Raw genomic sequence first — 20,355 nt, 5'->3', positions numbered from 1 at the left:
AAATATTGCAATTTCTCCTTTTATTTTTCAATTCATTGATTAACTTCGTGATTCTAAAGTACGATTAACAAGTATGAATCAATATACTATCCCATTTGAAAAAGCGGGTCTATACGGTAAAATGTTTTTGGACTATTTATCGGGTAAAGACCAACTGAAGACACTATACAAACATACTCCATCTATAGACGCATTCGATCAAATAATTGAAAGTCGACAATCCTTCCCCCAATATAAAAGGGATTTATTGGTAGATGTGCTTAGCGATCAATATAGAAATATTGAAGATGCACCTGCAGCTCAAATTTTAAAGTTAGGAGATAAAAACACCTATACTATTGTCACAGGTCATCAATTAAACATATTCACTGGACCACTTTTCTTTATATATAAGATTGCTGCTACAGTAAACTTATGTAGACAACTGGCCCAAAAGTATCCTGATCTTCATTTTGTCCCCGTATATTGGATGGCTACAGAAGATCATGACTTTGAAGAAATTGCCTCATTTAACCTTGGAGATAAAAAGTACACTTGGGAACATCCTCAAATAGGAGGTCCAGTGGGTCGTTTATCTTTAGAAGGAATGGATCAGATTATTGATCGTATTAAAGATATGCCAGAAGTCTTTAAAGAGGCTTATACTAATTTTGGTAACCTAGCAGACGCTACACGTTATTATGTGAATTCCCTTTTTAAAGAATACGGTTTGATCAGTATCGATGCAGACGATGTACGTTTAAAAACGGAATTCAAAGAGATCATCCAGCAAGAAATCTTTGATCAGAAAGCAGTAGTTGAAGTTGAAAAAGCCAATCAATTGATTATTGATAATGGTTATAAGCCTCAAATACATGCTAGGGATATCAATCTATTTTATATGGAAGATACGGAACGTCTTCGCTTAGAAAAAGTAGGCGATGAGTTCAGAACAGTGGATGCAGATTACAAATGGTCGGCTTCAGAAATGCAACAACTCATTGATGCATCACCGGAGAAGTTTAGTCCAAATGTTGTTTTAAGACCTGTTTTACAAGAAGTATTGTTACCTAACCTTGCCTACCTTGGAGGACCTGCAGAGGTGATTTATTGGTTACAGCTTAAAGGTGCCTTTGATACTTACAATGTGGATTTTCCTATGGTACTTCCTAGAGGTTTTTGCCTAGTAATGGACGATTGTTGCACCGTTAAATGGCAAAAGACAGGTTGGTCTTTAGAAGATGTGCTTAAAAATGAAAGAGCCATTGAAGATAAAATTCTGGAAGAACATCAAGAGGTAGATACTGATATTTCAGATCAGTTGGCGCAAATAAACAGTTTATATAATGATATTCTAAAGAAGGGAGTAGAGATTACCCCTAATCTAGAAAAGCATATTATTGCTGAACAAAAAAGAGTTTTAAAAAGAGTACAGCACACTCAAGATAAACTGAAAAAAGAAGGTAGAAGAAAATTAAAAGACGAAAGCGATCGTATTTTGAAAGTGAGATCTTTTATTCTTCCCAATAATGCACCTCAAGAAAGGGTGAAAAACATTATGGAATTTTGGAGTATTCATCAAGAGGTCATTGGAGATTCAGTGAAATGCCTAAATCCTTTGTCGTTTAACCTCAATGTGTTATGCGATGAATGCTAATTTTGAAATTAGATAAAGAAATCTGTAATAATTAAATAAAAAACGGACAGGAATATTTTAAAAATTCCTGTCCGTTTGTATTTTTATAGGGTAAATAATAACCCAACCCAAATTAACTACCCCAATATGTCTATAGCTCAAAATAAAAAAAGTAAAGCCCTATTTGAACACCCTCTTCTAGAAAAACTTACCCATACACATGCATTCGTTCCCATCAGCATGTATTTAATTATTGGGTTAGGTCTCTCAATTTATGGTTGGTGGAACAATCTGTTATCAATTGGCCCGACAGTAGGATTGTTTTTGTTAGGTTTATTATTCTTCACCTTAGTAGAATACTTGATGCATCGTTTCGTTTTTCACATGTTGCCTAATACCCAATTAAAGAAAGATATCACTTATAAATTTCACGGTGTTCACCACGATCAACCAAAAGATAAGTCTAGGTTAGCAATGCCTCCAATTATAAGCATTGTTTTATCATCTGCTTTTTTTGGCTTCTTTTATTTGATAATGAGTAATTATGCTTTTGGATTTGGTGGGGGCTTTTTGGTTGGTTATAGTGCTTATTTAGGTATTCATTACATAATACACGCTTACAGACCTCCCAAAAATTTCTTTAAAATCTTATGGATTCATCATGGGATTCATCATTATAAGTCTGATGATAAGGCATTTGGAGTTTCTTCTCCATTATGGGATGTAATTTTCAGAACAATGCCTTAAATTTGCAGTTAGAATATAGAAATTAATTGACATATGACTCCATATATAAAAGACAACAAAGACAGATTCTTAGCAGAACTTTTTGATCTACTTAGAATTCCATCAGTAAGTACAGATGCTACTTACCAGCCGGATATTAAGAAAGCAGCAGCTTTTATTGCACATCAATTAAATGAGGCTGGAGCAGATAAAGTAGAAATTTGCGAAACTGCAGGAAACCCTGTAGTCTACGGTGAGAAAATCGTTGATCCAAAATTACCAACAGTGTTGGTGTACGGTCACTACGACGTTCAACCTGCAGATCCTATCGATCTATGGGATACACCTCCTTTTGAGCCTACTTTAAAAGATAATAAAATCTACGCAAGAGGAGCATCAGACGATAAGGGCCAAATGTATATGCACGTGAAAGCCTTTGAATCGATGATGAAAAACAACACTTTGGCGTGTAACGTCAAATTTATGATCGAAGGTGAAGAAGAAATTGGTTCAGTAAACCTAGGTCAGTTTATCAATGAAAGAAAAGAAAGCCTTTCTGCAGATGTTATTCTAATTTCTGATACAGGAATGATTAGCATGGACACACCATCAATTACGGTTGGTTTGAGAGGTTTAAGCTATATGGAACTGGAATTAACAGGTCCAAACAGAGATCTTCACTCAGGAATGTACGGTGGTGCAGTTCAAAACCCATTGAATGCATTGGCTGAAGTAGTCGCTGCTTTGAAAGATAAAGATGGTCATATTACTATTCCTGGATTCTACGATAAAGTAGAAATCATTTCAGATGAGGATAGAGCAAAAATGGCTAAAGCTCCATTTAACTTAGAAGCGTATAAGCAAGCTTTAGATATCGAAAAAGAATTTGGTGAAAAAGGATATTCCACAAATGAAAGAACATCTATTCGTCCAACTCTTGACGTAAACGGTATGTGGGGTGGCTATACAGGCGAAGGTGCAAAAACAGTAATTGCATCAAAAGCTTATGCTAAAATCTCTATGCGTTTAGTACCTCACCAATCATGGGAAGAAATTTCTGAGTTATTCACTAAACACGTAGAATCTTTAGTACCAGATGGTATTAAAGTAAAAGTAACTGCTCACCATGGAGGTACTCCAGTAGTTATTCCTACGAATTCTATTGAATTTAAAGCAGCATCAAATGCTTATGCTGAGGCATTCGATGGTAAAGAACCTATTCCAGTAAGAAGTGGTGGTTCCATTCCAATTGTAGCTTTATTCAAAGAAGAATTAGGCTTGGATTCTATCATGATGGGCTTCGGTTTAGACTCTGATGCTATCCACTCACCTAACGAAAAGTTTGGTGTAGATAATTTCTTAAAAGGAATTGAAACTATCGAATTATTCTACAAGCATTACGCTGCTGTGAAAAAGTAATTTGATATATAGAAAATATATTAGCCAAGTGATTCAAATAATTACTTGGCTTTTTTTATAAACTCACTTGGCGTGCACCCATATTTGTCTTTAAATAATTTCCCAAAATGTGTCATACTACTAAACCCTAAATGATACGTACAATCAGAAACATTATGAGTGCTATCCATCAGCCACTGATGTGCCATGGTAATTTTATAATGATTCGCGTATTGTAATATGGAAATCCCGACGATCTCTTTAAATAGCTTTCTCAGCTTACTATAACTAAACTGAGCAACCTCAGCCAAATTTTCAGCTTTGATTACTTCTGTGTAGTTTTCTTCGATATAATTCTTTACTCTAAATACCTTTTCAACATCAGTTTCTGGATAGCGTTTAGGGAGCACACCTTTGCCAAAACGATTTTCTACTTTGTTCGCAAAGTTATAAAGCAGCTGATAAGTGAGGTAATCAAGCTTTAGCTTTTCAATGTCATTATTAAAATTACATCCTTTTACATCTTTAATAATCTGTTGAGAGGTCTTGGAGATACTCTCATAAATGATAAAAGGAGATTTCGTGTTCAATAAATTATTAATTAGTGGGACACCTGTTTGATTATATTTCTCCATCATTGCATAGGAATGCTTAATAGATAAGATGGAGACTTTTTGATGGGCAGGGAAGTAGAACACTTCATCTTCTTTGATGTTCGACCAGTATTTTTTTCTCTGAATCTGAAAATCTGAAAAATCGTATTCGTTGGTAAATCGAAAAGGAGTGAGGAAATAGGCAATAACAAAAGCGGGGTCATCATTTTTCGTTCTCACCAATTTAATAGGCTCATTGATGTAACCTTCAATTTCCGAAATTTCCAATCCGTCATTAATGGAATAACCTCTAATGGTCAACGAACTTTCTTCATTAATCGTCACTTTTAACTCATTGCCATAGTTCGTGCAATCAAATTGTGAAGATAATTCATTGAAGAAATTAATATAAGAACTCTTATTGATAATGATTTCTCTCATTTTGTCATTTTCATTTAAAGAAGTTGATGAAAGAAATTAGATAGATAGCGATGATTTTGTTGATTCAAAGTTAATACTTCAACATATCACAAATAATAACCTGCATCACTTTAACAGCATTTAGTATTAAAATGTCAGAATGAGAGAAGATAAAGTCATAATCAAATAATAATATTCTTGGAGGTGCCTGATATTTGTATCATCAACAAAACGATAGATACGATGCTTAATAACCTCATAGACTTAACAAAAAAAGTACAAACAGACCTTCTTATTTATCAACAACAATATGATAAGATAAAAGAGAAGGCAGATGAAATTAAGGGAGAAGTTCAATCGGAGCTTTCCTTGAAAATTAATGATCAAATCCTTCAAAGTGAGATCAATGCTTTGGAAGAATTGAATCAATTAGAAAAAGGTTCAAATGAGTTTATTGATAAACTAACAAACTTAAATAAAAATATTCTGGACTTTACGGAGGATGCCAATAATGTGATTATTGCTTCTCTGAAAGATAGTGCTGTACAGAAAATTAATGATAGCAATTTGATAAAGGATGAGAATAAAATCCCCATTACCGAAAGAGCAGTTCGTGATTTAGAAAATTTACAAGCAAGTTTGGAGATTCTGATTCGAGATAATAAACAAAAATGGAATGAAATGAATTTGTCTTCGAAAAAAAATGTAAAAGAAACCGGCGAAAAGATAGAAACTTTTGTTTCTAAAGCCGGTGATTTTACCGAAGACTTATCCAACAAACTAATCTATTAACCATTAACAGTACCTAATAAATAATAGAGTTTGAAAGTTAAATGTACTACAAACAACAACAATAATGGGTGTAATAAGGGTAACAGGAATTTCTTGTTGCCCTTTTCTTTTATTTCTATCAGAAAGTAACCTTAACGAAATAAAAAAATGAGTTTATCCTCAGTAGAATAAGATAAATCGTTTATTTTTGCCATCAGAAAAACGAAAAATTATATATGTCAAAAAGGAAAACGATTTTAAGGGTTGAAAACTTTGTAAAATCATACGAAGAAGGAAAATTAGCAGTAGATCATTTATCATTTGATGTTAAAGAAGGAGAAGTCTTTGCATTGATTGGAAAAAGTGGCTGCGGTAAAACAACATCCTTAAAACTTTTATCTGGACAAATGCGTCCCGACGATGGGAGTGCATACATTTATGGCGAAAGAATATTAGGTCCACACGAACGTCTATTGGCGGGACATGATAAAATTGCACTTGTAGAGCAAGACTATAACTTATTTAATCATCAAACTGTAGCAGATAATATTAAATACCCTATTAGAAGGTCGAGTAAAAAATATCAGGAGTACCGTCTAAAAGAACTTTTAAGAATCTGTGAGTTAGAGGATTATAGAGATACTCGTCCAAAAGAATTATCTGGTGGACAAAAACAAAGAGTAGCCATCGCTAGAGCAATAGCAGATGAACCACCAGTACTTTTATTGGATGAACCATTCTCACACCTTGATATGGCAATGCGTTCAGATTTAAGAAGAATGGTGAAAAATATTGCTATTGAAGCAAATATTTCTGTAGTATTCGTAACACATGATACACACGATGCATTATCTATGTCGGATAGAATCGGTGTAATGTCTCATGGAAAAATATTACAAATCGCTTCTCCTGAAGAAATTTATAAGCAACCATTAAATGGTTATGCTGCACACTTCTTCCCTCATTGTAATGTCTTAACTTCTGATCAATTGGCTTCAATTGGTATTCAAAAAGAAAAAGGAGAATACATGGCTAGACCAGAATGGTTAGATGTAGTAGAGGCAGATAATTCTGAACATACAGCTACACTAAAGCATATCGATTATTTTGGTAATGCGAGTTATGGAGAGTGGGAGTTTGAGCAGGGATTTAGTATTTGGATCCATCATGATAGCTTTTTTACTATCAAAATTGGAGAAAAACGTAATATCCAGATGTTGAATCATGTGGATTGGTGGAAATTACAAGATTAACAGTGACTATATTATTTCGATTAACAATGAACTTCTTAAAAACAATATCCATCTTACTACTTGCACTTTTCATGGGCTGTTCATCCGCTCAAAAAGAGGAAGGGAAGAACACTACTCTTTCTAAGTGGAGGGCAGTTATAACGAACAATCATCAAAAAGATATTCCATTTTATCTACAAGTAGAGGGAGAGGGAGATCAACAAGTATGGACGGTTATTAATGGTGATGAAAGAATGAAACTAGATGAGGTTTTCTATGAAGGAGATTCTCTTCATGTTCCATTATTGATTTACGAAGCAGAGATCATTGTAAAAGAAAGTGAAGATTCATTGAATGGTCGTTTTTTAAGAAAAGGTGCTTACTCTCTTCCATTTATTGCCGAAAAAGGAAAAGCTAATCGTTTCTCTGTTTCGGAAAGTCCTGATGTGGACTTTACTGGAAAATATGCGGTAAAATTAGGTAAGACCGAATCTATAGGGTTGTTCAGACAAAATGGAATGTATGTTACAGGTACATTCATGACTGCTACCGGAGACTACCGCTATTTGGAAGGAGTTGTTGAAGGCAATAAAATGAAACTTTCTTCTTTTGATGGTGTTCATATTTTAAGATTCGAAGTTGAAAAGGAAGAGAATAAACTTGTGAATGGTAAAATGTGGTCAGGAAAAGAAGCATTTAAAACATGGCAGGGGATTAAAGATGACCGTGCTAAGCTTCCAGATCCAAAAACATTGACTTACCTTAAAGAAGGATATAGCCATATTTCTTTTGCCTTTGAAAATTCTGAGGGTAAAGTGATTTCATTAGGAGATGAAAGGTACGATGATAAAGTAGTGATCTTACAAATTATGGGTTCTTGGTGTCCAAATTGTTTGGATGAGAGCAAGTTTTTTGGTCCACTTTACAAGAAATATAATGAGAAAGGATTAGAGATTATCGGTTTGTCATTTGAACGTTCTGAAGAAGCAGAAAAAGCATTTAAAAGAATATCGAGAATGAAGAAGAAACTTAATTTAGATTATGAAATTCTTTATGCCGGTACCCCTCAAATGACTTCCGAAGCATTACCAATGCTAAATAAAGTAATGTCTTTTCCAACATCAATAGTAATTGATAAAAACCGAAAAGTAAGAGAAATACATACAGGTTTTACTGGTCCGGGAACTGGAGAGTATTACGAGAAATATGTGGCTGAATTCACTCAGTTAATCCAAACACTATTGGCTGAAGAACCTTCACAAAAATAATATATTCGAATAAGTATCATCATGGTTTTGACTAGGTGATATTGTTAGATAAATTGCAGTTATGTTAGCATCAAGTTTTACAAAAGATAAAGTAGAAGCAGGTTTAGATGAAGCGGGAAGAGGTTGTTTGGCAGGACCTGTAGTCGCTGCTGCTGTAATTTTACCTAAGAATTTCTCTCACCCTGATTTAAATGATTCCAAAAAGTTAACCCATAAAAAAAGAATGGCGTTAAGAGAGGTAATCATTAAAGAAGCCATAGATTATAAAGTAATTGAAGTACAGGCTGAAGAAATTGATAAAATTAATATTTTACAAGCCTCATTTACGGCAATGCATCGCTGTGTAGATGGTTTAACAGAAAAACCAGAACTTTTACTAATCGATGGAAATCGTTTTAGACCATATAAAGGGATAGAACACGAATGTATAGTAAAGGGAGACGGTAAATATTTAAGTATTGCTGCAGCGTCTATTTTAGCAAAAACGCATAGAGATCTTTTAATGACAAAATTGTCAGAAGAATTTCCTCACTATGGTTGGGAGAAAAATGCTGGGTATCCTACAAAACAACATAGGGCAGCTATTGCAGCCCATGGAACTACCCCTTGGCACAGAAATTCTTTCAAACTTTTACCCGAGCAAAAAACAATAGAGTTTTAATGAAAAAGTACCTTTACATAGTATTCATATTACTTCTTTGGGCCTGTGAGAATCCTAAGCCATATGGAGACTTATATGTTCAGGTAAGAGACGAGCAGGGTAAGGAGGTAGTCAATGGAAAAGTGAACCTATATGCTTCACATGAAGATTTTGTGGATCAAAAAAATGCTGTAGCACAGGAACAAACTACAGATGTTAATGGGTTAGCCTTTTTTCTAAAACTGGATAGTGGTTCTTATTATGTTTCTGCATCCTTAATAGATACAGCCAATGGAATAGAAAAGAACAACTTCCTAGTGAATACTGAAGTAAAAGTTGTTTCTACAGAAATTGGCTATAGAAATTCAATTACGGTAATTATCTGGGATTCCTTTATTACTCATTTAACTTCTCCTACAGGAAAAAAATGGGTCATTTCGAGAATGATAGATAATGCCACAGGGGAAGACGTAGAAATACCCGATTGTTCTAAGGACGATGAGTGGGTATTTTACAGAAATGGTACTTTTAAATACAATGATTTGAGTGCAAATTGTGCCGAAACTGATGATGATAGTTTTGAAGGTACATTTGCACCGGTAGGTAATGGATCATATATATTGATTCAGGATCAGGATCAAAAAGTGAGGTATGGTTTATACATAATCTCCGTTACTGCGAATCAAATGTTAGCTCAGTATGGTCCTCACCTAATTTATTATCAACTAAAGCAATAGAAAATGAATATTGGAGATAAAGTAAGAAGTTTACACGATAACATGGATGGTATCGTAGTCGGCTTTAAGAAAAATAATATTATTGAGGTTGAAGTGGATGGCTTTCGAATGGATTTTGTCGAAGGTGATTTAGCCATTGTATCTCAAGTAGAATCTGATGAGTTCGGGAGTGTTGAAGAAGAGGAAAGAGTCGTAACTCCTTCGTTAAAAAAGAAACAACAAAACCGACCAAAAGCAGCTTTACCTATGATTTCCGAAAGGGGATTATTTATTGCTTTTGTACATCAGAACGATCAAATTCTTGACGTTTATATTTGTAACAACTCAGATTTAACCATTCCTTTTGTATTAGGGACGGAGAGAAAAGGGGATTATAAAGGAGTACATACCGCTGTTCTTCATCCGAGAACACAACTAAAGGTAGATCAGGTAACCCTTCAAAATTTTGAAGAATGGCCTGCTTATGTATTCCAATCTTTATTCTTTTATGCTGGTCCAAGTGTTAACCACGAGCCTTTAATTAAAAAACTAAGATTTAAAGCATCTACTTTCTTTAATAATAAAAAAGAAGTTCCAGGTATGAGTGCTGATGGATATGTTTTCCAATTAGACGTAAAAGCATTGGAAGCAGTAGACGCCGACAAAATTAAAGATGGTATTTTAGAGAAAAGAACACCTTCAGAAAAAGTTGAGAAGGTTGTTCAGAAGCCTGCCTCTGAAGTAGACTTACATGCTGAAGCACTTGGGTTAGATCCAAATATGGGCAACTCTACTTTAAGTATGCAAATTCTTCATTTTGAGAAGGAATTAGATGCCGCAATTGTGACTGGTATGGATCATATTACTTTTATTCACGGAATTGGTAGCGGAAAACTGAAAACTGAAATTCAGAAGCGTTTATCTAAACATCCAGATGTGGAGTATTATGAAGATGCTAGAAAAGAGAAGTTTGGTTATGGTGCCACCTATGCGAAACTAAAATAAGATGAACGTTAGAATAGCTGTTGGTTTAGTTTTAGTAGGTGTTGCAATTCTTATTTACGGAGTGAGTGCTCCAAAAGTAAACAAAGAAGCTGATGCCTTGGAAAAAGCAATACTAAACCAAGATAATTTAAAGATAGTTGAAGGAATAGTCGATTCATCAAATTTTCTGGTTGAAAACTTTTTGGTGATTGCTTCAAAAGAAGAATTCACAGGAGCAGGAAAACACAATGGTTTTAAATCAGTAGAGAAAAAACTTCAAGATATCACTGTAAAAACACCCAAAGGAAAAGAGATTTTGGTGTTTGATAAAGTACCTTGGAGAGGTGAAGATGTTGCTCATATTCTTTTAGATGAGAAAACAAGTTCGAACGCACCTATTCAGTGGTTAGGATTAAGACAAGGGGCAAGGATTATTGCTGTGGGGCAACCTGAACATGATAAACTAAATGTTCAATACGCTTATGCAGGTGATCTTTCTGATTATCTAAACCTTTTAGAAGAAGGTCAAAAGATATTGAATATTGTTTGTGGTATTATCGCATTAATAGGTTTTCCTCTTTTAATATGGGGATTCGTCAGAAAATAAATGAGAAGTCGCTTTTTAAAAGTGACTTTTTTTTTGATCTTTATGTATTCAAGCGAACTGAACTTCTATGCTTTATTATTTCAAACAAATTCTAATTACTCTATTTCTATTGTCTCATGCTGTGGTCTTTGCTCAAAATGCACAAGTCGTAAGTTATGATACACATATTGCTATTGAAAATGGGAAATTAAAAAAAACTGTTGATGTATCTATCCAAATAAATGACAAGGACGCGGTGTACTTTGGAGAAGTTGAAATCCCTTATAATTCTTCCATGCGTGTTAACCGTGCTTATATTTTAGATAAAAATGGTGTACAGGTAAAAAAATTAAAAGGAAAGGATATTGGTACAAAAAGTCTAACTGATAATAGCACTTTTTACAGCGATGCCCATGTAAAGTACTTTAATTTAAAGTGGAGTAATTTTCCTTATACTATTTATTATTCTTACACTGTATCGGAAGACAATTATGTAAACTTAGCCACGTGGAGTCCTGCCTACTTTAGTAACATAGATATTCAAAGTGCTTCTTTAGAAGTTGAATTACCCTTGCATTACCAATATAAAGTATATGAAAAAGGGAATTACATTAAATCTGAAAACAACAAGGAAGGAAAAAAAACAATGTCTTGGGAGTTTGACTTGTCTCAGGATTTAGTTATCAAATCAGAACGTTTTTCACCTCACCTATTTGATAAGTTACCATTAGTGATCATCACCCCTAAAAATGTTGATTTTGGAGGGGAAGGCGATATGTCAACATGGAAATCTTATGGCGATTGGGTCTACAGTTTGTCCGATGGATTAGATGAATTAACTCCTCTAGAGAAGAGAAGAGTACATGCTTTAACAGATCATATACCTAACAAAAGAGAAAAAGCAAAAGTACTGTATCGTTACATGCAAGAAAATACAAGATACATTAATGTAACGATTGATATTGGAGGCTTAAAACCTTATCCAGCAGACTATGTTTGTGAAAATAAATATGGCGACTGTAAAGCTTTAACCAACTACATGAAAGCACTTTTGAAGGAAGTAGACATTCCATCCTACGCAATTGATGTAAATGCTGGATCAGAAGTAAAAAAAATAATATCCGATTTCCCAAGTCAACAGTTTAATCACGTGATCCTTGGAGTTCCATTTGAAAAGGATACGGTGTATTTAGAAAATACCTCAAAATATCTGCCCTTTAATTATTTAAGTGACTTCACTTATGGCAGACAAGCACTATGGGTAGAAAAAGGGAACAGTCGTTTAATCACTTTACCAAGTTATACAACAGATAATGCCAAAGAAGAAGTTGATCTAAACTTTAAGTTGAAGGACAACTTAACAGCAGATTTATCAGTGGATTGGACAGTAAGAGGGACTCATTTTGCTACTCTATTGGAAGTGAAAAACACCTTTAATGAAAATGAACAAAAAGAGTATTTTAAAAACTTAGCCTTAGTTTATGATATTGAAGTAGATAGTATGTCTATCAATACAATTCCTGATTCAGATGCCTTGGAAGTGAAATTGGAAGGAACCGTTCAAAAAATCATCAGACAAGTCGGTACCTTAAAAGTGATTTCACCAATTAACTTTTTCAATACAAAATTAGAAGATATAAAAGATAGAGTTCACGATGTGGTGGTTCATCATCCCATACACCAACAATTTACTGTTACTTACGATTTAAGTGTTTTTGATAAAGACTTTGTAGAATTCTCACCAGAGAAAATTATAGCCACAAAATATGGTAGTTTTGCCATTACTTACGAACACATAAAACAAGAGAATAAAGTCAAAATGCATCAGACCTTATTGATACCAAGTGGACATTATCCAATTAAAGAATATGCTGGATTTCATGATTTTATAAAAAATGTAGAGAATATCATGAAAAACTCTAATGTTATACTTAAACGAACTATTTAACTAAAATGAAACATTCTTTTTTATTTATCACCTTTTGGGTGATTTTTTCAACTCTTAGTTTTTCTCAGAAAATCGACAAGAACTATGGAAAAGTAACAATCAACGATTTTAACGTAGAAGTACCTGAAAATGATGATGCAGTAGTTATTTTCGATAAAGGGGAAGTCAAGTTCACAGAAGGAAGAGATCGCTTTCATATCATTTTTGAAAGGACGAGAAGAATTAAGATAGCCACCGATAGAGGTGTAAGCTATGCAAATGATGAAATTCTTCTATATAAATCAAAAGAACGAAGAGAACAAGTTTATCAATTTTCTGCTGCTACATATAATTTCAATAAAACTACTGGTCTTATAGAGAGAGAGGAGATTGATAAAAAAGATCTGTTTAATGAAGAGGTCAATAAATATTGGCAAAGAGAAAAGTTTACCTACCCTAAAGCAAAGAAAGGATCGATCATTGAATATAAATATAAAGTTGAATCTCCTTTTATTTTCACACTACCAAAATGGAATTTCCAAGCAAAAATTCCTACACTCTACAGTAAATTTACAGTAAACATAATTCCATTATATAATTATGTATTTACTACACAAAGCATTAAGAAGTTCTATTCGACATCAAATAAAAGGGTAAATGGAGTATTCAATTTTAAAGGAAAAGATTACGATATTATTCGTTATGATTTTGTCATGAAAAACACTCCTGCTTTTAAAGATGAAGAATATATATCATCTATAGATGATTACCTCATGCAGGTGAAATTTCAGATTTCTGAATATCAAAACTTACAAGGCGGTACAGTGGAGGTACTTTCTACCTATCCTAAATTTATTGATGAGTTGAGCAAAGATCATCGTTTTGGTAAGTACCTAAAAAAGTCAACTTCTTTTGCTAAAAAAGTATTTGAGGTACATCCAGAATTAAATAAAGGAACTGAAGCTGAAAAGGCTGAAAAAATTATCCGATATGTAAAAGATGAATATAATTGGAATAATTTCTACAGTAACTTGGCTACCGAGACTCCTAAAAAGATTTTTGATACAAAAGAAGGAAATGTGGCAGAACTTAATTTCTTTACTGCGGGGCTTTTACAAGCGGTAGGAATTAAAGTGTATCCTGTAATTCTTAGTAGTAGGGGACATGGAAAAATCAATAAAAAATATCCTTTTCAAGAAGTATTTAACTATACCATATTCCTAATTGAAATAGAAGGGAAAGAACATTTATATGATGTGACCTCGCCAATGTTGGGCACTTACATTCTTCCTCCGAGATGTAATAATGGTGATGGTTTATTGATTGACGGTCAGGAATCAAAGTGGATTAAAGTAGCAAATCACTTAACCTCTTTGGATCAAACTACCATAAATATTAGTGATATTGATGTGGAGAAGAAAACGGCTTCTGTAAATTATGTAAATAATACTTCAAGTATAGAGGCCTACATTAATAAGGTTAGGTTTAACGATAAAGAGGAAAAAATCAAGAAGTATTTATTGGATAATGGATTTACGTCTATTGATCAACAGAGAACAAAGGGGTATAAAGACTTCGATAAGCTATACATGATTGCTGCAGCTGGAAAATCAGAGGTAGAACAATTGCAAGATCATATAGTGGTACAGCCTTTCTTAAAGTTATTTGAAGAAAAACAACCATTTACCTCACACATTCGAACATACCCTATCGATTTTACAAATGCATTTACTAAAGGAGCAAAATCGACTATTGTTATTCCAAATGGATATGAATTCATAGAAGGTCCTCAAAATTATAGTTTCAAAGATCCAACAATGTCATTAAAAGTATCGACGAAGGTGAATGGAAATAATGTTGAAATAGATTTTAAATTAAGCTTTAAAAAAGCAGTTTACGATGCTGAGGATTATTTTATGATTAAGAAAATATATGATAAATATCTGAAAGCAGTGGATACGCCTGTGGTGTTAAAGAAAAAAGTAGAGCAGTAAAATACGTAATAAAAGGTTGTTTCATGGTTTTGTGGAACAACCTTTTATTTTTACTATATGGCAGTATTAGAAAAAGATTTTTATTTATTGGACGGTGGATTATCCAATGCTATCAAAAAGCTTGGGGGTAATGTCAATAATCAGTTATGGACAGCCGATTTAATTCATCATCAAGAAGAAGTAATTAAAAACGCACACCTGAATTATTTGAAATCAGGAGCAGAGATCATCATAAGTAGCAGCTATCAGGCATCTATCAAAGGATTTATGGAGAACGGATTTTCTCATGAAGTGGCCATAGATCTTTTAAAGAAAACGACAGAAATAGCTCAATCAGCAAAAGAAGAATATAGAGCAATTTCAAAAAGGGAGGTTTTCATTGCAGGAAGTATTGGTCCTTATGCAGCCTATTTGGCGGATGGAAGCGAATACAAAGGGTATGATGAAGCGGTAGATGAAAATACATTAAGATCATTTCATAATGAGAGGCTAAAAATTATTGATGCTACAGATATAGATGTTCTTGCAGTAGAAACAATTCCATCACTTGAAGAAGCTAAAGTTCTAAACGATTTAATAGAGAAATGTGAGCATAAAGCTTGGTTTTCTTTTTCATGTAAGAACGAAAAACAATTGAACGATGGTACTGATATTATCGATATCGTTTCTTTGTTAAAGCATAATAATAATGTAATGGCTTTAGGGATTAATTGTACACATCCAAAATATATTTTAGGTCTTATTTCTGAAATATTAAATGCAGGTTGGAAGAAAAAATTAGTGATATATCCTAATGCAGGAATGGTATATAATCCTTATACAAAAACTTGGCTGGGAACCTCATCTCCAGAAGATTTCCTCACTTTAGCTTTACAATGGAAAGAGGCCGGAGCTAATATTATAGGTGGATGCTGTGAAATTAGCGAAGAGCACATTCACTTACTCCATAAAAGGTTAGTATCGTGATTTTTAAGAAGATATATAAAAAAAACGATAAATTTATTTGGCTAAATAATATAATGTTTGCAATTTATATTACTATTGATGTCATGATATGAAATTTCAAACGGTAATCTTATAAACTGAGGATCAATTTTGAGGACTCGGATGTTAAAGTGTAAAAGTAGAATTATACAATTTTTTACTTTTACGTGTTACAAATAGAATTGAATTGCACAATACAAAATAAGCACTCTTAAATACACACACACAGACTATGACTTTTATCTCAGCACTAGACGCATTTCAAAAATGGGAGAAGGAAGCTCCAAACCTGCCATTTTTGCATCAAAACATTCATGGGGAAAAATTAACGGTTACGTATCAAGAAGCTGGAGAACAATGTAGAAGAATGGCTTCAGCATTAATGAACATGGGCCTAGAAAAAGGGAGTCACGTGGCACTTCTTTCTAAAAACTGTTCACATTGGATCATGGCCGATTTAGCTATCCTTATGGCAGGTTGTATAAGTATTCCAATTTATCCTACAACAGATAAGGATACAATTAAACTCATTCTTGAGCATTCGGATTCTAAAGCTGTTTTTATTGGAAAGTTAGATGATTATTCATCTCAAGAAGAAGGTGTTAAATCTGTAGATATTCCTAGAATTGGAATTGAAATGCACGGAGTGAAAGAGGAGTACGGTTGGGATGAATTGGTAAAAAAGAATGCTCCAATGCAAGATATTGCCAAACCAGGACCAGATGATTTGATGACAATTCTTTATACTTCGGGAACAACCGGAAATCCTAAAGGAGTAATGCATAAATACAGTAGCGTTGAATTTGCTGTAAAAGAATTCGAGCATCATTTTAGTTTGCCTAAAAATCCAAGATTCTTTGCTTTCTTATCTTTGGCACATATTGCTGAAAGAGCGGCTTATGAATTTATTGGTTTATACTTAGGTGGGTCGATTGCTTTCCCAGAATCGTTAGAATCCTTCCCTGCGAATCTAGCTGAAGCTAAACCTCATATGTTCTTTGCTGTGCCTAGAATCTTCCAAAAATTCCAAGAGAGTATACTTAAAAAGATGCCTCAAGGTAGATTGGATTTACTGCTGAAAATTCCTGTGATTAATAATGTCATTAGAAAAAAGATAAAAACAGCTTTGGGATTCCAAGAGGCAGTTTCTGTTATTTCTGGTGCAGCACCTATATCTCCTGATTTACAAGAATGGTTTAAGAAATTAGGCATTGATGTCAATCAAGGGTACGGAATGTCAGAGGATGTTTGTGTATCGCATATGAACTTCCCCGGTATGAATAGAATCGGAACTGTTGGGTTAAAGTACGATCATATTCAAACCAAACTTTCTGAAGAAGGAGAGGTGAGGTTAAAAAGTGATTGTTTGACTCTTGGTTATTATAAAGAGCCAGAAAAGACAAAAGAACTATTTGATGAAGATGGTTTCCTTAAAACGGGCGATTTAGGAGAATATGATCATGATGGATACCTGTCTATTGTTGGTCGAGTAAAAGATCAATTTAAAACAGATAAAGGAAAGTATATTTCTCCAAACCATTTAGAATTACCAATTTCTGATAATGCAAATGTAGAGCAAGTATGTGTAGTGGGAACAGGAATTCCACAGCCTATTGCTCTAGTGATTCCTTCTGAAGATGGTAAAGCTATATCAAAAGAAGAGTTGTCTTCTTCTTTATCAACTACTCTACAGGCATTAAATGCTACTTTACCAAACTATGAAAAAGTAGCTAAAGTGATTGTAATGAAAGAAGATTGGACTATAGATAATGGACTTTTAACTCCTACTTTGAAGTTGAAGAGAAATAATCTTGAGAAAATTCATCAGCCATTCTATAGTGAGTGGTTTGCAAAGAATGACACAGTAATCTTTGAGTAACAGAGACTTGTGCTTAAAGACTGGTGAAGTCTTTATATTTTGAATACTACAAAGAATGGTTTGAAAGATTTTTTGCTTTCGAACCATTTTTTTATCTTAAAGCAACCTTTCTAAGAATCCGTTGTCATTATAACAAAGTACCAACAAAATCACTTAAATTAATTTCAACAATGAAAATCTTCAGTCTAATATTTATCGTTTTATTAAGCTCATGTAATTTTATTTGCATCAGCTTCGAAACACAACAATCAAAAGAGATCAAAAAAATCGAAAAGCAAATCATGGATCTTCAAGTGAAAAAAGACTCAATGCTTAATCAACCTCACTACTTTCAATTTTCATAAATAAAAAAACACCCCTCGAAGTCGAGAGGTGTCTGAATAATGGGTTAATTTTGCTTAGATAGTTTGAACTTTGAAATCGATATCAAATTCATCTGCAATAGCTTTGTCACCTAAGTTGTCAAAGAAGCTATCTGATCCATATTTAAGACCAAATTTAGTACGGTCAATCTTGATTTTACCCTCTAGTACATGTACTTTACCCTCTTTAGATAATTTAGAATCAAAAGCAATTTCTTTTGTTACTCCTTTAATCGTTAAATCACCTTTTAGCTTGTGAACATCACCTTCGTGAGATACCTCTTTTAAAGTAAAAGTAGCTGTTGGGTGTTCTTCAACATGGAAGAAGTCAGCACTTTTTAAGTGACCATTTAATTTTTGTTGCCATTCACCTTCTAAGTCAGTAGATGTTAGCGAAGAAAGATCGATGACAATGGTACCTTCTTGAACTTTACCTTTTTTGATTTTTAACTCACCATCTTTAACTGCAACAGTTCCTGTGTGGTTCGAACCAACAACTTTATAACCTGTCCAGTTTACTTTAGACTGCTCAGTATTAAGTTTTTGAGCAAATGTTGAAGCGAAAGTAAATAAAATTACACCAAGTGTAAGAGTAAGCTTTTTCATAATATAAAAAGTTTAAGTATTAATTTTTGTTTCTGTTTTTGTCATTGTTTTTCGTTGACATTACAAACATATGTATATATAATATTTGTTCAAACAAATTACGTTTAAATTAGTGTTATTTTAACTTAAATTAACATTGTAAAATCGTTCCATTAGGTAGGTATTTACAAGAATTGGTAAAGGATAATGATGTTAATAGTTAATAATCAAATGATTATACATGAGAATTGTTTTGTTTTAATTTTGAAATGCAACCTACTTCTTATGTAAGTAGGGACTATCATAGATTTATATTGTATATTAGATAGAAACGGTGAGGCTATACTTGACTTAATAAAACTAGATAATGAAAAAGATAACTTTATATTACATTGTACTTATAATCTGCTTAAGCAGCTTAGTTTTCTTGTCTTATTCAATCATACCTCAAGCTCATTTTCAGAATTCATCAATACTGATCTTGCAAGGTATTCTTATCACAATATGTTTTATTCTTCCTTTCAAGATTTATAACTACAGTCAAACTGTAAATCATCATCAAGAATCTTAAGACCGATATGGTCTTTTTTTTTGGTTTAATTTTGACAGTTCAGTCAAAAATATTTTTATTTGCAAAAAAAAGAATCTATGGCTGGTAGACCTAAACTATTTAACCGCGAACAGGTTTTAGAAAAATCTATTCTTCTTTTTTGGGAGAAAGGATATGAAAATACAAGTACTGCTGAGTTACTAGAGGTGGTACAATTAAATAAAGGCAGCTTATACAATGAGTTTAACTCAAAGAAAGAGTTATTTATAGAAGGGTTGAAGTATTTAGAAGAAAAAGCATTACAAAATTTAGAGAGCAATTTAGCTGCATCCGATACACCTGTAGAGGTGATAAAATCTTTATTTTATGGTGTATTGAATGCTTCTCCCGAACAAAATTGTAAAGGTTGTATTCTAGGAAATACCATCATGGAGTTTGCAGGTCAGCAAAAAGATATTGTAGATATTGCTGGTAGATATATCAAGCAGCTAGAGAGATTATTTGTGACCTACATTCAAAAAGCCAAAGAAAATGGAAGTTTTTCAGGTTTAGGCACTGCAGAAGATATTGGAAAGTACCTTATCAATTTTTGGAATGGAATAAATATTAGTCGCCGTATTTATCAAGATGATAAAGTTTTAAAAGAGATGATCGATTTTCACCTAAGAATATTAAACTAATGGATTTATTAAAGGAATATAGAGATAGAAGATCAGTGCAGAATCAAAAAGTAATTGATAATGCTGATAAAGTTGTAAAGCGTATTTACAGCTTAGATACAATCACATATAATGATGGTGCATTAGATGCGAAAACAAAAGAAATGATTGGTCTAACCACTTCGTTGGTTTTAAGATGTGATGATTGTGTAAAGTATCACCTAGAGAAATGTGTGGAGTTAGGATACACCAAAGAACAGATTGTAGAAGGAATGGCTGTTGGTAATGTAGTAGGGGGTACGATTGTGATTCCACACTTACGAAGAGCAGTAGAATATTTAGAGGCTCTTTTTGAAGAAAAAGCAAATAGCTAAATCATTCACAATGAATGAAAGAGGAAGGCAATAACTGTTATATGTCTTCCTCTTTTTTTTTCTGTAATTTCTTCTTAATTTATATATATAAA

The 20,355-nt window shown here is 33.3% G+C and carries 18 protein-coding genes; 16 read left to right on the top strand and 2 right to left on the bottom strand.

Annotation, left to right across the window (positions count from 1 at the left end):
• Window positions 1-73: 73 nt before the first annotated feature.
• The 3 genes from bshC (at window position 74) to KMW28_RS14190 (ending at window position 3,760) form a co-directional block, all read left to right on the top strand.
• The gene (gene bshC / locus KMW28_RS14200) at window positions 74-1,636 is read left to right on the top strand and encodes a bacillithiol biosynthesis cysteine-adding enzyme BshC (RefSeq protein ID WP_169665136.1); all 1,563 of its coding nucleotides are present in this window, start codon (window positions 74-76) and stop codon (window positions 1,634-1,636) included.
• Window positions 1,637-1,762: 126 nt separating this feature from the next.
• A complete protein-coding gene (locus KMW28_RS14195; protein ID WP_169665135.1) occupies window positions 1,763-2,362 on the top strand; it encodes a sterol desaturase family protein in 600 nt (199 codons plus the stop codon).
• A gap of 33 nt (window positions 2,363-2,395) precedes the next feature.
• Window positions 2,396-3,760 carry a dipeptidase gene (locus tag KMW28_RS14190; RefSeq protein ID WP_169665134.1) on the top strand — a complete coding sequence of 455 codons (1,365 nt, stop codon included), beginning with the start codon at window positions 2,396-2,398 and terminating at the stop codon, window positions 3,758-3,760.
• Between the two features lie 41 nt (window positions 3,761-3,801).
• Here KMW28_RS14190 and KMW28_RS14185 read toward each other — a convergent pair whose 3' ends face one another.
• On the bottom strand, window positions 3,802-4,773 hold the full coding sequence (locus KMW28_RS14185) for an AraC family transcriptional regulator (RefSeq protein WP_169665133.1): 972 nt from the start codon (window positions 4,771-4,773) through the stop codon (window positions 3,802-3,804).
• A gap of 222 nt (window positions 4,774-4,995) precedes the next feature.
• On the opposite strand from KMW28_RS14185, the gene KMW28_RS14180 reads away from it, so the two are divergent.
• From KMW28_RS14180 to KMW28_RS14130, 11 genes are all read left to right on the top strand, one after another.
• Window positions 4,996-5,544: a hypothetical protein gene (locus tag KMW28_RS14180; protein ID WP_169665132.1), complete on the top strand. Its 549-nt coding sequence runs from the start codon at window positions 4,996-4,998 to the stop codon at window positions 5,542-5,544.
• A gap of 215 nt (window positions 5,545-5,759) precedes the next feature.
• A complete protein-coding gene (locus KMW28_RS14175) occupies window positions 5,760-6,776 on the top strand; it encodes an ABC transporter ATP-binding protein (protein ID WP_169665131.1) in 1,017 nt (338 codons plus the stop codon).
• Window positions 6,777-6,802: 26 nt separating this feature from the next.
• A complete protein-coding gene (locus tag KMW28_RS14170; protein WP_169665130.1) occupies window positions 6,803-8,023 on the top strand; it encodes a peroxiredoxin family protein in 1,221 nt (406 codons plus the stop codon).
• A gap of 61 nt (window positions 8,024-8,084) precedes the next feature.
• Window positions 8,085-8,684, top strand: coding sequence for a ribonuclease HII (locus tag KMW28_RS14165; protein WP_169665129.1), 600 nt, complete (start codon window positions 8,085-8,087; stop codon window positions 8,682-8,684).
• A complete protein-coding gene (locus tag KMW28_RS14160; protein ID WP_169665128.1) occupies window positions 8,684-9,400 on the top strand; it encodes a lipocalin family protein in 717 nt (238 codons plus the stop codon). Before KMW28_RS14165 ends, KMW28_RS14160 begins: the two co-directional genes overlap by 1 nt.
• A gap of 3 nt (window positions 9,401-9,403) precedes the next feature.
• Window positions 9,404-10,384 (top strand): Smr/MutS family protein, encoded by a 981-nt coding sequence (locus tag KMW28_RS14155; protein ID WP_169665127.1) that lies wholly within the window; start codon window positions 9,404-9,406, stop codon window positions 10,382-10,384.
• Window position 10,385: 1 nt separating this feature from the next.
• Window positions 10,386-10,970 carry a hypothetical protein gene (locus KMW28_RS14150; RefSeq protein WP_066205648.1) on the top strand — a complete coding sequence of 195 codons (585 nt, stop codon included), beginning with the start codon at window positions 10,386-10,388 and terminating at the stop codon, window positions 10,968-10,970.
• 67 nt (window positions 10,971-11,037) lie between these two features.
• Complete coding sequence (locus KMW28_RS14145; protein ID WP_169665126.1) at window positions 11,038-12,897, top strand: DUF3857 domain-containing protein; 1,860 nt, start codon at window positions 11,038-11,040, stop codon at window positions 12,895-12,897.
• A 5-nt stretch (window positions 12,898-12,902) separates the two neighbouring features.
• Window positions 12,903-14,870, top strand: coding sequence for a hypothetical protein (locus KMW28_RS14140; protein WP_169665125.1), 1,968 nt, complete (start codon window positions 12,903-12,905; stop codon window positions 14,868-14,870).
• 57 nt (window positions 14,871-14,927) lie between these two features.
• Complete coding sequence (mmuM, locus tag KMW28_RS14135; RefSeq protein ID WP_169665124.1) at window positions 14,928-15,836, top strand: homocysteine S-methyltransferase; 909 nt, start codon at window positions 14,928-14,930, stop codon at window positions 15,834-15,836.
• A gap of 250 nt (window positions 15,837-16,086) precedes the next feature.
• On the top strand, window positions 16,087-17,733 hold the full coding sequence (locus tag KMW28_RS14130) for an AMP-binding protein (protein WP_169665123.1): 1,647 nt from the start codon (window positions 16,087-16,089) through the stop codon (window positions 17,731-17,733).
• Between the two features lie 398 nt (window positions 17,734-18,131).
• Here KMW28_RS14130 and KMW28_RS14125 read toward each other — a convergent pair whose 3' ends face one another.
• Window positions 18,132-18,701, bottom strand: a complete 570-nt coding sequence (locus KMW28_RS14125) for a YceI family protein (RefSeq protein ID WP_066205665.1) — start codon at window positions 18,699-18,701, stop codon at window positions 18,132-18,134.
• 609 nt (window positions 18,702-19,310) lie between these two features.
• On the opposite strand from KMW28_RS14125, the gene KMW28_RS14120 reads away from it, so the two are divergent.
• A complete protein-coding gene (locus KMW28_RS14120; protein ID WP_169665122.1) occupies window positions 19,311-19,910 on the top strand; it encodes a TetR/AcrR family transcriptional regulator in 600 nt (199 codons plus the stop codon).
• Window positions 19,910-20,263, top strand: a complete 354-nt coding sequence (locus KMW28_RS14115) for a carboxymuconolactone decarboxylase family protein (protein ID WP_169665121.1) — start codon at window positions 19,910-19,912, stop codon at window positions 20,261-20,263. Before KMW28_RS14120 ends, KMW28_RS14115 begins: the two co-directional genes overlap by 1 nt.
• Window positions 20,264-20,355 lie beyond the last annotated feature (92 nt).

It is taken from the genome of Flammeovirga yaeyamensis, assembly GCF_018736045.1.
Taxonomy (GTDB): Bacteria; Bacteroidota; Bacteroidia; order Cytophagales; family Flammeovirgaceae; genus Flammeovirga; species Flammeovirga yaeyamensis.
The sequence above is the reverse complement of the archived record's forward strand: the minus strand, read 5'-3'. Positions and strand labels throughout refer to the sequence as shown.

What these genes read in the sequence shown, in the direction of transcription:
- KMW28_RS14170 (WP_169665130.1), top strand. Translation starts at nt 6,803, where the DNA reads ATGAACTTCTTAAAAACAATATCCATCTTACTACTTGCACTTTTCATG.
- KMW28_RS14145 (WP_169665126.1), top strand. Translation starts at nt 11,038, where the DNA reads ATGCTTTATTATTTCAAACAAATTCTAATTACTCTATTTCTATTGTCT.
- KMW28_RS14180 (WP_169665132.1), top strand. Translation starts at nt 4,996, where the DNA reads ATGCTTAATAACCTCATAGACTTAACAAAAAAAGTACAAACAGACCTT.
- mmuM (WP_169665124.1), top strand. Translation starts at nt 14,928, where the DNA reads ATGGCAGTATTAGAAAAAGATTTTTATTTATTGGACGGTGGATTATCC.
- KMW28_RS14160 (WP_169665128.1), top strand. Translation starts at nt 8,684, where the DNA reads ATGAAAAAGTACCTTTACATAGTATTCATATTACTTCTTTGGGCCTGT.
- KMW28_RS14175 (WP_169665131.1), top strand. Translation starts at nt 5,760, where the DNA reads ATGTCAAAAAGGAAAACGATTTTAAGGGTTGAAAACTTTGTAAAATCA.
- KMW28_RS14150 (WP_066205648.1), top strand. Translation starts at nt 10,386, where the DNA reads ATGAACGTTAGAATAGCTGTTGGTTTAGTTTTAGTAGGTGTTGCAATT.
- KMW28_RS14155 (WP_169665127.1), top strand. Translation starts at nt 9,404, where the DNA reads ATGAATATTGGAGATAAAGTAAGAAGTTTACACGATAACATGGATGGT.
- KMW28_RS14140 (WP_169665125.1), top strand. Translation starts at nt 12,903, where the DNA reads ATGAAACATTCTTTTTTATTTATCACCTTTTGGGTGATTTTTTCAACT.
- KMW28_RS14195 (WP_169665135.1), top strand. Translation starts at nt 1,763, where the DNA reads ATGTCTATAGCTCAAAATAAAAAAAGTAAAGCCCTATTTGAACACCCT.
- bshC (WP_169665136.1), top strand. Translation starts at nt 74, where the DNA reads ATGAATCAATATACTATCCCATTTGAAAAAGCGGGTCTATACGGTAAA.
- KMW28_RS14130 (WP_169665123.1), top strand. Translation starts at nt 16,087, where the DNA reads ATGACTTTTATCTCAGCACTAGACGCATTTCAAAAATGGGAGAAGGAA.
- KMW28_RS14190 (WP_169665134.1), top strand. Translation starts at nt 2,396, where the DNA reads ATGACTCCATATATAAAAGACAACAAAGACAGATTCTTAGCAGAACTT.
- KMW28_RS14165 (WP_169665129.1), top strand. Translation starts at nt 8,085, where the DNA reads ATGTTAGCATCAAGTTTTACAAAAGATAAAGTAGAAGCAGGTTTAGAT.
- KMW28_RS14185 (WP_169665133.1), bottom strand. Translation starts at nt 4,773, where the DNA reads ATGAGAGAAATCATTATCAATAAGAGTTCTTATATTAATTTCTTCAAT.
- KMW28_RS14115 (WP_169665121.1), top strand. Translation starts at nt 19,910, where the DNA reads ATGGATTTATTAAAGGAATATAGAGATAGAAGATCAGTGCAGAATCAA.
- KMW28_RS14125 (WP_066205665.1), bottom strand. Translation starts at nt 18,701, where the DNA reads ATGAAAAAGCTTACTCTTACACTTGGTGTAATTTTATTTACTTTCGCT.